General features: G+C 40.0%; 13 protein-coding genes. 9 read left to right on the forward strand and 4 right to left on the reverse strand.

The features are described 5' to 3' along the window. Window position 1 precedes the first annotated feature (1 nt). Entirely contained in the window at window positions 2–175 is a 174-nt protein-coding gene (locus MMB69_RS20040; RefSeq protein WP_013082205.1) for a thiamine pyrophosphate-dependent enzyme, read from the forward strand. Window positions 176–202: 27 nt separating this feature from the next. Here the strand turns inward: MMB69_RS20040 and MMB69_RS20045 are convergent, their stop codons facing one another. After that, window positions 203–1,972: a B12-binding domain-containing radical SAM protein gene (locus MMB69_RS20045; RefSeq protein ID WP_221782337.1), complete on the reverse strand. Its 1,770-nt coding sequence runs from the start codon at window positions 1,970–1,972 to the stop codon at window positions 203–205. 193 nt (window positions 1,973–2,165) lie between these two features. Here MMB69_RS20045 and MMB69_RS20050 point away from each other — a divergent pair, with 193 nt between their 5' ends. The 8 genes from MMB69_RS20050 (at window position 2,166) to MMB69_RS20085 (ending at window position 11,769) form a co-directional block, all read left to right on the forward strand. Continuing rightward, window positions 2,166–2,885, forward strand: a complete 720-nt coding sequence (locus MMB69_RS20050; protein ID WP_014461089.1) for a FadR/GntR family transcriptional regulator — start codon at window positions 2,166–2,168, stop codon at window positions 2,883–2,885. Between the two features lie 138 nt (window positions 2,886–3,023). Then, window positions 3,024–4,544, forward strand: a complete 1,521-nt coding sequence (locus tag MMB69_RS20055; protein ID WP_277448328.1) for a nicotinate phosphoribosyltransferase — start codon at window positions 3,024–3,026, stop codon at window positions 4,542–4,544. A gap of 35 nt (window positions 4,545–4,579) precedes the next feature. Further along, window positions 4,580–5,410, forward strand: a complete 831-nt coding sequence (gene nadE / locus MMB69_RS20060) for an ammonia-dependent NAD(+) synthetase (RefSeq protein ID WP_221782340.1) — start codon at window positions 4,580–4,582, stop codon at window positions 5,408–5,410. A gap of 388 nt (window positions 5,411–5,798) precedes the next feature. Continuing rightward, window positions 5,799–6,518 (forward strand): (Fe-S)-binding protein, encoded by a 720-nt coding sequence (locus MMB69_RS20065; RefSeq protein ID WP_277448420.1) that lies wholly within the window; start codon window positions 5,799–5,801, stop codon window positions 6,516–6,518. A 17-nt stretch (window positions 6,519–6,535) separates the two neighbouring features. Continuing rightward, window positions 6,536–7,975: a LutB/LldF family L-lactate oxidation iron-sulfur protein gene (locus MMB69_RS20070; RefSeq protein ID WP_221782342.1), complete on the forward strand. Its 1,440-nt coding sequence runs from the start codon at window positions 6,536–6,538 to the stop codon at window positions 7,973–7,975. After that, window positions 7,953–8,666 carry a LutC/YkgG family protein gene (locus MMB69_RS20075; RefSeq protein WP_269871743.1) on the forward strand — a complete coding sequence of 238 codons (714 nt, stop codon included), beginning with the start codon at window positions 7,953–7,955 and terminating at the stop codon, window positions 8,664–8,666. Before MMB69_RS20070 ends, MMB69_RS20075 begins: the two co-directional genes overlap by 23 nt. Before the next feature lie 405 nt (window positions 8,667–9,071). After that, window positions 9,072–11,252, forward strand: a complete 2,181-nt coding sequence (locus tag MMB69_RS20080; RefSeq protein WP_481861927.1) for a PAS domain S-box protein — start codon at window positions 9,072–9,074, stop codon at window positions 11,250–11,252. A gap of 19 nt (window positions 11,253–11,271) precedes the next feature. Further along, window positions 11,272–11,769, forward strand: coding sequence for a methylated-DNA--[protein]-cysteine S-methyltransferase (locus tag MMB69_RS20085; protein ID WP_277448331.1), 498 nt, complete (start codon window positions 11,272–11,274; stop codon window positions 11,767–11,769). Window positions 11,770–11,772: 3 nt separating this feature from the next. Here the strand turns inward: MMB69_RS20085 and MMB69_RS20090 are convergent, their stop codons facing one another. The 3 genes from MMB69_RS20090 to mtnA all read right to left on the reverse strand — a co-directional run bounded on the left by MMB69_RS20090 (window position 11,773) and on the right by mtnA (window position 13,437). Next, complete coding sequence (locus tag MMB69_RS20090; RefSeq protein WP_013055953.1) at window positions 11,773–11,937, reverse strand: hypothetical protein; 165 nt, start codon at window positions 11,935–11,937, stop codon at window positions 11,773–11,775. Window positions 11,938–12,011: 74 nt separating this feature from the next. After that, complete coding sequence (locus MMB69_RS20095) at window positions 12,012–12,251, reverse strand: hypothetical protein (protein ID WP_221782348.1); 240 nt, start codon at window positions 12,249–12,251, stop codon at window positions 12,012–12,014. 127 nt (window positions 12,252–12,378) lie between these two features. Further along, the gene (gene mtnA / locus MMB69_RS20100; RefSeq protein WP_277448332.1) at window positions 12,379–13,437 is read right to left on the reverse strand and encodes an S-methyl-5-thioribose-1-phosphate isomerase; all 1,059 of its coding nucleotides are present in this window, start codon (window positions 13,435–13,437) and stop codon (window positions 12,379–12,381) included. Window positions 13,438–13,464 lie beyond the last annotated feature (27 nt).

The following is a 13,464-nucleotide window of genomic DNA, read 5'->3' on the forward strand; positions in this document are numbered from 1 at the left end:
AATGAGCAAACATAAACAAAATAATAAGCACATCGCGAGCACTGAAGCAAAACAAAAACAATTACTGCAAGAAGAGTTCGGAGCGGAAATGGGCGATCCTAACGCAGCTAAAATATATGAATCCCTAGGAAAGACAAAGTCTGATAAAGAGCATGAAAAGAAAAAAGAATGTTAAAGAAAAAAACCTCGGGTATCCGAGGTTTTAGCTTACAACTGGAAGGCCAAATGCCTCTACAGGTGCTGAATAAAGTTTTGTATCATTTGCTTTTTGATCATAATAAGCAAGAAGAACAGATGGTTGTTCATTGATTTGGCCCGTTTGTTTATAATACATATAGTCAAATGGAAGAATCTCTAAAACAGTGTGCTTGTATAATTCTTTTTCAGCAAGCTGTTCAGCTTCAAAAGCCTGTCCCATAATAGAAGGATTAGCAAGCATTTGCTGATAGTAATGAGAGCGGACTTGTTTTTCTACTTTATCGTCCCACCAAGGCTTACGAGGCTTATGCTTTTGGTTTTGTAAATAATCAATTTTCATAAACCCTTCAATTACTTCTTCATTTGAAAAATTTTCTGTTTCAATATACTGTTTAAGACGTCTGAATAAATCTTCAAGCTGATGACCGATTCGAACCCAGCCCATTTCATCCCAATACGTTCCGAAGTTTTGGAAGAAATCAAAAGGTGTATCATAGCAGTGCTCTACTAAAAACTCTATTGTTTCATCCATTCGGTGGTCATTCCAAAACTTTTCTAAAATATCTTCTACATGTTTAATACGTACGACATCTGAAAATCGTAAGACGTTATTGCTTAAAATTTCATAAGGCGACTGATCCATGTATTGATAATTATAGCGAGGCGCACTTAAGCGTAAGCCGGTGCCGCGAAGCATTTTTAAAAAGCCTAACTGAAGCTCTTCAGGGCGAAGTGCAAATACATCATTAAACGTATTCTTAAATGAGTTATAATCTTCGTCTGGCAGTCCCGCGATTAAGTCTAAATGCTGGTCGATCTTTCCGCCTTCTTTTACCATTGTTACGGTACGCGTTAATTTTTTGAAATTTTGCTTGCGTTTGACTAGTTCATTGACAGCATCATTTGTAGATTGAACGCCAATTTCAAAGCGGAATAATCCTTTTGGCGCATGATCGTTTAAGAACTGAATAACTTCTGGGCGCATAATATCGGCAGTGATTTCAAATTGAAATACCGTACCTTCGCGGTGTTCATCAATTAAAAATTGGAACATTTCCATGGCGTAGCTGCGGCTGATGTTGAACGTGCGGTCTACGAACTTAATCGTGCGCGCTCCGTTATCCATCAAATAGCGAATATCTTCTTTTACTTTTTCTCGGTCGAAATAACGAACGCCTACTTCAATAGAAGAGAGACAGAACTGACAGCTAAACGGACAGCCGCGGCTCGTTTCAATATACACAACGCGTTTTGAAAGTTCTTGGCGGTCTTCTTCAAAACGGAAAGGAGAAGGCATTTCGCGCAGATCAATTTTATTGCGCTGCGGGTTAACAACTGGTTTTCCTTCTTTTCGGAAAGCCACGCCGCTTACGTTTTCAAACTGACGCTCTCCGTGAAGTTCGTCTAACAGCTGCTTGAATGTCTCTTCTCCTTCACCGATCGCGATAAAGTCAGCTTCAGGAATACGCTCTAGCCAGTGAGTTACATCATAGGTTACTTCTGGTCCACCGAATATAATGATGAGCTCGGGATTGATCTTTTTAAGCATTTGTGCGACTTTAATCGTTTCTTCAATATTCCAAATGTAACAGCTGAAACCAATAATATCTGGGTTGCGTTTATATAAATCCGTGACAATGTTCATAGCAGGATCTTTAATCGTATATTCGGCCATATCCACTTTATAGTCAGGCTCGGCATAGGCTTTTAAACATCGAAGGGCTAAAGAAGTATGAATATACTTCGCATTCAATGTACTGACAACAATGTTCATTCAAAAAGCTCCTTTTAACTCGTAATATGAAATCAATTTACTATTTTAGCACATTTGAGAAATAAAGTATAAATACCTTGCCACTTTTGTTGTGGAGGGGAAAAGATTTCGGTAAAATGTAACAGAAACGTAAAAGAAGAAAGAGTCTCGGTTAATATGAACCTTGGTGAACGAAAAAAATGAGGTGGAAAACGTGGAATATAAGCGAATTAAGCCAAAAAAAATATACGAAGAAGTAGCCGAAACGCTTCTTGAAAATATAAAAGAAGGCAGTTTAAAGCCTGGAGACCGTTTGGATTCAGTGCAGCAGCTGGCGGAAAACTTTCAGGTAGGGCGCTCAGCTATTCGTGAAGCTCTTAGTGCTTTGCGGGCGATGGGGCTGCTCGAGATGAAGCAGGGGGAAGGCACATTTGTACGGGAATTCAACTCAGACATGCTGTCTTTGCCTGTAACTAGCGCTGTATTAATGAATAAAAATGATATTGAACATTTGCTTGAAGTGAGAAAAGTATTAGAAATTGGAGCTGTTCGAGCGGCAGCTCAAAAGAGAACAGATGCGGATCTCAACCAGCTGTCCGATAGTCTAGAACAAATGAAAGGAGCGTTTGGCAATGAAGAGCTGGGAGAGAAAGCGGATTTTGCTTTTCATTTAGCCATTGCCAAAGCCTCGCAAAACCCTCTTTTAGTGAAGCTTATGAACAACGTATCAGAAATGATGATTGAAACGATGAAAGAGACAAGACGCATCTGGCTTTATGCAGAAGAAAAAACGGCTGAACGGATTTATAAAGAGCATCAGCAAATTTATGAAGCTATTCTTTCTCAGCATGCAGAAGACGCTCAGCATTTTATGATGAGTCATCTTGATAATGTTGAACACGTGTTAATGAAATACATACCGGAAGAAAAATAATGCCATTTCAGGTAGAAAAGTGTGCACCAAATAACAGAAAAACTAAAATTCAAGCACCTTCCGATAATTTATGCTTGCTCTATTGTGAAAAGATTTACATAATAGAAACTAGGATTGTCAAATGGAGGGTTACAAAGTATGAAAAAGCAATATAGAGATGATAGTTTAGCTTTGCATACAGATTTATATGAACTGAATATGGCACATACGTATTTTAAAGACCATATTCATAAACGCCGTTCTGTATTCGAAGCTTACTTTCGTCGGATGCCGTTTGAAAGCGGTTATGCTGTGTTTGCCGGGCTAGAAAGAGTAATTGATTTTATTGCTAATTTCAGATTTAGCGAAACGGACTTAGATTATTTATATGAAGAATTGCATTACGAAGCGGAGTTTATCGACTATTTAAAGCAAGTTCGCTTTAGCGGTAATGTTCGTTCGGTTGTAGAAGGCGAAATGATTTTTGCTAACGAACCGATGCTGCAAATTGACGCTCCTTTAGCGGAAGCGCAGCTTATTGAAACGCCGCTTTTAAATATTTTAAATTTCCACCCGCTGATTGCGACAAAAGCATCGCGTATTCGCCTAGCCGCGGGAGAAGATAATTTATATGAGCATACGGGTACGAATCAGCTTATGGAATTTGGCTCAAGAAGAGCACACGAGATGGATGCTGCATTTTACGGAGCAAGAGCTGCTTATATTGGAGGCTTTGATGCAACCAGTAATGTAAGAGCGGGGAAAGTATTTGGAATCCCCGTGTCCGGCACTCATGCTCACGCACTTGTTCAAGTCTATCGTGATGAGTACAGCGCGTTTAAAAAGTATGCGGAATCACACCGTAACTGTATCTTTTTAGTAGATACATATAATACGTTAAAATCAGGTATTCCCAATGCTATTAAAGTAGCAAAAGAAATGGGAGATCGCATTAATTTTATCGGTATTCGATTAGATAGCGGAAGACTTCCATATCTTTCTCAAGAGGCAAGAAAAATGCTTGATGAAGCTGGCTATTATGATGTGAAAATTTTTGCTTCGAATGATCTCGATGAGTACAGCATTCTAGATTTGAAAGCGCAAGGTGCCAAAATTGATGGATGGGGAGTTGGAACAAAACTCATGACATCTTTTGATCAGCCTGCGCTAGGAGCTGTGTACAAGCTGGTTTCGATTGAAGATGATCATGGAAACATGGTGGATACGATTAAACTGTCAGAGAATCCAGAGAAAATTTCCACTCCTGGTTTAAAAGAGGTATACCGAATTGTAAATCAAGTGAATCACAAATGGGAAGGCGATTATATTACGATGCAAGACGAAGTGCCGAATGAAGAGCAGCATTTAAAAATGTTTCATCCTATTCATACGCACGTCAGCAAGTTTGTCACGAACTTTAACGCACGTAAAATTCACCAGCCAATCTTTGCGCAGGGAAAGCTTGTGTACGAGCAGCCTACCATTGAAGAAATGAGAGCCTACTGCTTACAAAACTTAAAGCATCTATGGGATGACTACAAAGTTATTACAAAATCGAACGAAGATGTATTCCGTCCTACAGAGTATCCGGTAGACTTGAGTACGAGCTGCTGGGATAACAAAATGCAAAATATTGAAGAGACTAGAAGCAAGTTACTATCTGATACCGTACTTGTGTAGATTCCGTCAGCTAGTGATGAGAGGAGAGTTTTTTTATGAAAGAGCTACAAAAGCAAATTATTGAAGAAATGCATGTCCAAAAAGAAATTAATCCCGTGGAAGAAATTCGCCGCAGCGTTGATTTTCTGAAATCCTACATGAACAAATATCCTTTTTTACGTTCGTTTGTACTAGGTATTTCCGGCGGGCAAGATTCTACGTTAACTGGAAAGCTGGCGCAGCTAGCGGTTAATGAGTTGAACGAAGAAGCGGGAGAAGAGCGCTATCAGTTTATTGCTGTTCGTCTTCCATACGGTGTGCAGGCAGATGAAGCAGACTGTCAAGATGCACTAGGTTTTATTCAACCAACAAAATCTATTTCTATAAACGTAAAACCAGCAGTAGATGCGATGCTTTCTGCTGTTGAAGAAGCGGCAGAGGATAAAGTTTCCGACTTCAACAAAGGAAATGTAAAAGCACGTGAACGAATGATTGCACAATATACGGTAGCTGGCATGTACAGTGGAGTCGTACTCGGCACGGATCACTCCGCTGAAGCTGTTACAGGATTTTATACAAAATTCGGTGACGGAGGAGCTGACTTAGTACCTATCTTCCGTCTGAACAAGCGACAAGGAAAACAAATGCTAAAAGAATTAGGCTGTCCCGAGCATCTATATATGAAAAAACCAACAGCAGATTTGGAAGAAGATCGTCCACAGCTTCCGGATGAAGAAGCGCTTGGCGTAACGTATGAGCAAATCGACGATTATTTAGAAGGCAAAGATGTAGGTGAACATGCAAGTCACGTCATTGAAGGTCACTTTTTAAAGACGCAGCATAAACGCCAATTGCCAATCACAGTGTTTGATGATTTTTGGAAATAAATAAGTAAGAAGCTGAAACGAACGTATTGTTGAAGGAAATCCGAACGAATTTGATTCTTGATAGAGAATGAAACTCGTTCGGATTTTTTTATGGTTGTGGTGAACGTAGGTTTCACGTGTTTCGTTTCTTCTAGCAGTTGCCCGGAAATCAACCGCGGTCTAACAAATAATCCACATTAAATCATTTATCCAATCTGTTCGTCTTTAGATTGAAATGATTTAGTTATGTCTCAATTTCCTATTTTTTATGAAAAAAAGATAGCAAACAAAGAAAGGTATTTTTGAAAAACTAGTGAAATTAGAAAAACATAGGAGTATAATAGCATTAAGTCATCTGATGACCTGTTAACTAAAAGAAGTAAAATGATCAACTTGGAGGGAGCAAATGATGAAAGTATCTTTATTTGCGACATGTTTGATTGATATGTTTCAAACAAATGTAGGAAAAGCGACGGTAGAATTGTTAGAACGACTAGGATGCGAAGTGGATTTTCCAAAGAGTCAAGTTTGCTGCGGACAGCCTGCATATAACAGCGGTTACGTAAAAGAATCAAAAGAAGCGATAAAAAACATGATAAAAGCGTTTGAGCATGCAGAGTACGTTGTATCTCCATCCGGCTCGTGTGTGACAATGTTCAAAGAGTATCCCCATCTTTTTAAAGGTGATGCTGCATGGTATGAACCTGCCGTGAAGCTTGCTGATAAAACGTATGAGCTAACGGATTTTATTGTAAACGTTTTAAAAGTTGAAGATGTAGGGGCCAGCTTAAATGGGAAAGCGACTTATCATTCTTCCTGTCATATGACGCGTTTGCTAAACGTAAAAAAAGAACCTTTTACACTATTAAACAATGTAAAGGGTCTTGAAATGGAGAACCTTGAAAACAGTCATAACTGCTGCGGATTCGGCGGGACGTTTTCGGTTAAAATGGGGCAAATCTCTGAACAAATGGTCGATGAAAAAGTGGGCTGTATAGCTAAGACAAACGCAGAGTACTTAATTGGAGCCGACTGCGGCTGTCTTATGAATATTGGAGGAAGAATTGAACGAAAAGGACAGCCTGTAAAAGTGATGCATATCGCTGAAGTGTTAAATAGCAGAATGTAAAGAAAGGAGAATGCTGAATGTCTATGAAAATAGGAAACGATCAGTTTAAAAAACGCGTTGATGATGGAGTCAATAATGCGTTTATGCGCTTTGCGGTTTCAAGTGCTCAAGAGCGCTTAAGAAGCCGTAGATTAGATGCGGCAGAAGAGCTAGGGAACTGGGAAGAATGGCGAGCGCTTGGTGAAGAAATTCGTCAGCATACGCTTGAAAATTTAGATTACTATTTAGAACAGCTCACTGATAATGTAGCTAAACGCGGAGGCCACGTTTTTTTCGCTCAAACAGCTGAAGAAGCGAATGAGTACATAAAAAATGTAGCGAGGCAAAAGCAGGCAAAGAAAGTCGTTAAATCCAAGTCAATGGTTACAGAAGAAATTCATATGAACGCTGCTTTAGAAGAACTGGGCTGTGAAGTTATTGAAACGGACTTAGGAGAATATATCCTGCAAGTAGATGATCACGATCCGCCTTCTCATATCGTCGCTCCTGCACTTCATAAAAATAAAGAACAAATTAGAGATGTATTTCAGGAAAAGCTTTCGTATAAAAAAACAGAAAAACCTGAAGAACTAGCTCTTCACGCCCGGGAAATGCTGAGAAAAGAATTTTTATCAGCAGATATTGGCATCACGGGATGTAATTTTGCGATTGCAGAATCTGGATCTATTTCACTTGTAACCAATGAAGGAAATGCAAGGTTAACAACTGCCCTTCCTAAAACGCAAATTACGGTTATGGGAATGGAAAGAATTGTGCCAACTTTTGAAGAGTTTGAAGTGTTGGTAAGCCTGTTAACTAGAAGTGCAGTAGGTCAGCGGCTTACAAGTTACGTAACGGCGCTTACGGGACCTAGACTTCCAGGGGAAGTAGACGGACCGGAAGAATTTCACCTAGTGATTGTAGATAACGGACGATCTGCGATTTTAGGAACTGAGTTTCAATCTGTTTTACAGTGTATTCGCTGTGCGGCATGTGTGAATGTATGTCCCGTGTATCGCCATATTGGAGGACATTCATATGGATCTATTTATTCAGGTCCGATTGGAGCTGTATTATCTCCTTTGCTTGGAGGCTATGAAGATTACAAAGAGCTTCCATATGCTTCAACGCTATGCGCGGCCTGTACAGATGCCTGTCCAGTCAAAATTCCGCTGCATGAGCTATTACACAAGCACCGTCAGCGGATTGTCGAAAAGGAAGGAAAAGCACCTATTTCAGAAAAGCTGGCGATGAAAGCATTTGGCTTGGGGGCAGCTTCTTCTTCTCTATATACAGTGGGCGCTAAAGTAGCACCGGCAGCTCTTAATCCTTTTATGTCAGGAAGCAGTATTTCCAAAGGACCTGGTCCATTAAAAGCGTGGACGGAAAGCAGAGAGTTTCCGGCGCCTACAAAAGAGCGCTTACGAGATTGGTTTGATAAAAGGAGTGATGATGATGAACGGAAGCATTCAAAATAGAGACAGTTTTTTAGATAATATTGCAGCTAATCTTAAGCGAAGCAGGCGAACAAGCGGCGTAGTAAGGCCACAATGGAAGCATGCTCCTCAGCATGAGGTCTACCGCAGCTATTCGCCAGATCAATTAAAGAAAGAGCTTGAAAACCATTGCGAACGTATTCATACCCGCTATGTAGAAACATCATCACAACACTTGCCAGCTGTCCTTGAGGAAGCCGTAGCGAACTATGGAAATGGTCTTGTGAGCACGTGGGATGATCCTAGGTTTTCCGAATATGGATTGAACCTGCTGATGGAGAAATGGGAAACAAGCAGTAGCCTTCATGTATGGAATTCTGCAAAAGGCGAGGAGAATATTAAACTAGCTGAACAAGCAAATGTTGGCATTACCTTCAGTGATTTGACGCTAGCGGAATCCGGCACAGTTGTTTTGTTCAGCAGCGCTGAAAAAGGACGATCGGTCAGTTTGCTGCCCGCCACTTATATTGCGATCATTCCTCAAAGCTCAATTGTCCCTCGCATGACACAAGCCGCTGAAATGATTCATGAAAAAGTAGAGCGAGGAGAAACGATTGCTTCTTGCATTAACTTTATTACGGGACCTAGCAATTCAGCTGATATTGAAATGAATTTAGTAGTTGGCGTGCATGGACCTATTCAAGCAACTTATGTTGTAGTAAATGATCGATGAGGCTGGGACAAACGTATTTTAGCCGAAGTGAAAAACGAACCGTGAATCAACATGTTTGATTCACGGTTCGTTTTCTTTGTTATGTTGAGCATAGGTTTTATCTGTTTCATTCCTTCTAGCAGTTGATTGGAGGGCAAGGCAAAGACTCCTGCGGAAAGCGAAGCTTTGCACGGAAATCAACAGGGGTGTCACAAGCGGTTCAGCTAACTCATGCATCTCATTTGTTCGTTTTTAGATTGAATTCATTTTGTTATGTCTCAGCCTCTTTTATTCATGCTCCATTTTTAAATAGCGGGAGAATGCGAAGAAATGTCGCATTTTGAATAAACGTGGCTAATTTTAAAAAGGTAAAAAGCAAATCTTGTAGAATACTAAGTCTATAGATAAAAGGTGGGGAAATGGGAAGTGCAAAAGAAAGGAGCAATGAGCATGTCACCACACAGAGAATTAACATCTGAAGCTGAGCAAAAGCAGCAAGGTGAATTACAGCAGCTACGAGCTATTTTTAATGACGTATTAGATGCCATTGTCGTATTTGATGAGTATTTTCAAGTTATGAATGCAAATGAATCAGCCTGCGGGCTGTTTGAAAAAACAAAGGATGAGCTATTAACGTATCAAATGAAAGATTTTCTGATGTATTTTCCGTATGACATGATTGAAGCGTATTATCCAGCACTTTTAGAAGAAAGCTATTTCAAATATGAAGGCGCGATGACGCTTCGAAGCGGCATGATGAAGCATGTTGAATTTACTTCACACAAACATAGTCACATGTCGGGCATTATTGTGTGTACATTTCGAGATATTACGCAGCACAAGATGATGGAAAATGAACGGTTTATTAGTCATCATATGTTTATGGATGTATTTAATGAAGCGGTAGACGGAATTGTCATTTTTGATCGAACTGGTCAGCTTATCGACGCGAACCCTTCATTTTGCGAACGATTAAATTATACAAGAGCACAGCTTCTAACCAAAACATTAGAAGAGCTTGTAGAACCTACTTATCATTATAAGGTAAAAAAATTATGGAGAACTCTGCATCAAGAAGGAAAGACAAGCGGTGAGCTGCCAATCAGGCTCGAAAATGGAGACGTTACTTTTTTTGAATTTACCACAACGGCTAATATATACAGTCAATACTATATGTCCATTATGAGAGACGTGACGGAAAAACGGCTGATGGAGCAGCAGCTGTTGAGAAGCGAAAAAAATTTCAGGGCCATTTTTGAAAATGCGATTGAAGCGATCTTGATTTGGAGAGACGGTGGTGAAATCTTGAACGCTAATCTTGCTTCTTCGCGTACATTTGAGCTGCCGTTAAATAAATTAATTGGAAGCAATTTGTATACATTTATTGATACGAAAAGCTTTAGTGCGTTAAAGGTGCTCCAAACGTTTCAAACAAAAGGAGAAATTCGCAATCAGCTTCCTTTTTACATGCCAAATGGAGAAATCAAACAGTTGGAATTCACAGGGAAAAAAGGCATTATAGAAGGAGACCATTTAACGATTTTTCGAAACATCAGTGAACGTACAAAAATCGAACAGGAGCTTCGGAATAACGAAGAGAAATTTAGACAGATTTTTAATGGTTCGATCGATGGGTTAGTTTTATGGGACGGCAAGCGAAATATTATTGATGTAAATTCCTCTCTTTGTGATATTTTAGAACTCAGCAAAGAGGAGATTTGTGCGCACTCCATGGAGGATTTTATTTCTTCAGCGAATTTAGATGCGGTCATTGAGCACAAAGAAACAATTGAGCAAAAAGGGGAAGCTGAAGGAGAGATTACGTACGTTACGGGAAACGAAAAAGTTAAAAATATCGAATTTTCCACGAAAAAAGATATCTTGCCAGGTCTATATATGACGCTTTTAAGAGACGTAACGGAACGAAATCAAATGCAGGAGCAGATTCGGAAATCAGATACGCTTCAAGTAGTCGGACAGTTAGCAGCTGGGATTGCGCATGAAATCCGCAACCCAATGACAGCTTTAAAAGGGTTTGTTCAGCTGTTAGAAAGCAACATTCAAGAAGATCATTCTCTTTATTTTGATATTATTAAATCCGAATTAAAAAGAATTGAAACCATTATTACAGAGTTTCTAGTACTAGCTAAGCCACAGGCCGTAAAGTTTGAAAAGAAAAATCTAGCTGCGGTTGTTAAAGAAACGATTGATCTATTAAATGCTCAAGCACTTTTAGAAAATATTCAGTTTGAACTAAGCGTGTCCCCTCAGCTGCCAATGGTATACTGCGAACCTAACCAAATTAAACAAGTACTAATAAATGTAATTAAAAATGCAATTGAAGTCACGTCAAACGGAGGAAGAATTTTTGTTGACGTTTACTCGACAGAGCCGCACTACGTGACTGTCTCCATCCGAGATCAAGGAGACGGAATGCCCGAAGAGCGCATCAAGCGCTTAGGAGAACCATTTTATACGACAAAAGAAAAAGGAACGGGACTCGGTTTGATGGTCTCGTATAAAATTATCGAAGAACATAAAGGGCGAATTGAAGTGGAAAGCAAAATAGGAGAAGGCACAGCTTTTCGTATTATTCTTCCAGCCTAAAAAGAAAGGATACGCAAGTATGTACTATGGAGAAATGAACTTATTTTCTGATTTGAAAATTTATATTGTAGCCTCGGAAAAAGGGGTTCAACATATTTGGTTTGATAGCGATGATCATAACGAGCAGCTTAAAAAACTTGTCCATGACGAGAATTATCACCATGTGAAAGAAGCAAAGAGACAGCTGCAGGATTATGCTGCAGGGCGCACGCTAACATTTGATTTACCTTTGGATATAAAAGGAACAGACTTCCAAAAAGAAGTGTGGTTAACGCTTGAACATATACCTTATGGACAAACGTGGTCTTACAGTGAGGTAGCGGAGTCTGTTAATCGCTCTAAAGCCGTAAGAGCTGTGGGACAAGCGAATCGTCGAAATCCACTGCCTATTATTTTGCCTTGTCACCGTGTGATTGGCAAAAATGGAGCTTTAACAGGTTATGCAGGCTCCCAAACTCATATAAAAGAGAAGCTATTAATGCTTGAAAGAAATGTAGCAAAAGGCGCTTATAGTTAATAGCTATTCACCGTCTAATTTCCAGCCTTCTCCTTGCACAAACACACCGTCAATTTGCTGAGGAGAAGGGAGGGAATTTAGTTCTTCATCTTTGGATAAATCGAATAGTTGATATTGCTGCTTGCGATTCAGCGCTTTGTTTTTATCCGTTTTTTGCTCTGAACTCATATTTACTCCCCCTTATTCAAAAAGAATCCCCTATAATATATGTAGAAAAAGAAGAGAGTACTGTTACAATTGTGTTACAAATGCAGCCGAAAAGCGCTGTTTACTAAAAGAGGTTGAGACATAACAAAATCAATGCCATCTAAAGATGAACAACTCGTATACATGAGCTGAACCGCTTGTGACACCGCAGTTGATTTCCGTACAAGACTTCGCTTTCCGCGGGCGGGCGCTGAGCCTCCTCGTCGCATACGCTCCTGTGGGGTCTCACCTGCTCCGCTTTTCCCGCAGGAGTCTTCGCCTTGCCCTCCAATCAACTGCTAGAAGGAACGAAACAGATAAAACCTATGCTCAACATAACAAAGAAAACGAACCATTAATCAAATATGTTGATTAATGGTTCGTTTTTCAGTGGGGCTAAAATACTTTTGTCTCAGCCTCTTGTTATTGAGCGGATTGCAGCAAAACTTTTTGAATGGATTCAAAAGACGGGGAATGGATAATTCCATGCTCTGTAATAATGGCCGTAATCAGTTCGCTTGGCGTCACATCAAAAGCGGGATTGTACACAGAGATTCCGTCTGGAGCAATTTGCGTATCTCCAATGTGCGTTACTTCTTTAGGTGAACGTTCTTCAATAGGGATGCTGCTGCCGTCTTGAATAGATAAATCAAATGTGGACTGCGGCGCTGCTACGTAAAATGGAATACCGAATGCTTTCGCTAAAAGAGCAAGTCCATATGTTCCAATTTTGTTAGCCGTATCGCCATTTGCTGCAATGCGGTCAGCGCCTACAATAATCCCATTAATTCCTTTTGTTTTAATCGTATGAGCGGCCATATTATCCGTAATCAGCGTAACGTCCACTCCCGACTGCTGAAGTTCCCATGCTGTTAAGCGAGAACCTTGAAGAACAGGTCTTGTTTCACAGGCAAATACTTCAAGCGGAATATCGCGCTGCTTAGACAAGTGAAAAGGTGCTAAGGCTGTTCCATAATAAGCTGTAGCAATTGAACCAGCATTACATATGGTCATGATTTTATCTTTCTTTTTAAATAAAGAAAGAGCATGATCTCCAATTCGGTAGCACGTTTCTTCATCTTCTACTTGAATTTGAATAGCTTCATGAACAACTTTTGTTTTAGCTTCATTAACGGACGAAGCCGACTCAGCGCTTTTTGCTACGCGTTCTAGTGCCCAAAATAAATTGACGGCAGTAGGGCGTGAACTAGCTAAATACTGTTGATCAAGAGCTAGCTTTTGGTTAAATTCCTTGACTGAATCTGTGTCATAGCTAAGCGCAGAAAGAGCAAGACCAAAAGCCGCCGTAATGCCAATTGCAGGGGCTCCGCGTACTTTCAAGGTAGTGATAGCATCCCATACGTCTTTAATGGTTTGCAGCTTAATATATTCAACTTTGTCAGGAAGCTGCTGCTGATCTAATAAAGTAATATATGATTCATTCCATTCCACTGAGCGCGGAAGTGATAGTGTATTTGTCATGCTGATACCGATCCTTTCATTGTGTAC

This window comes from Priestia sp. P5 (genome assembly GCF_029522155.1).
Taxonomy (GTDB): domain Bacteria; phylum Bacillota; class Bacilli; order Bacillales; family Bacillaceae_H; genus Priestia; species Priestia megaterium_E.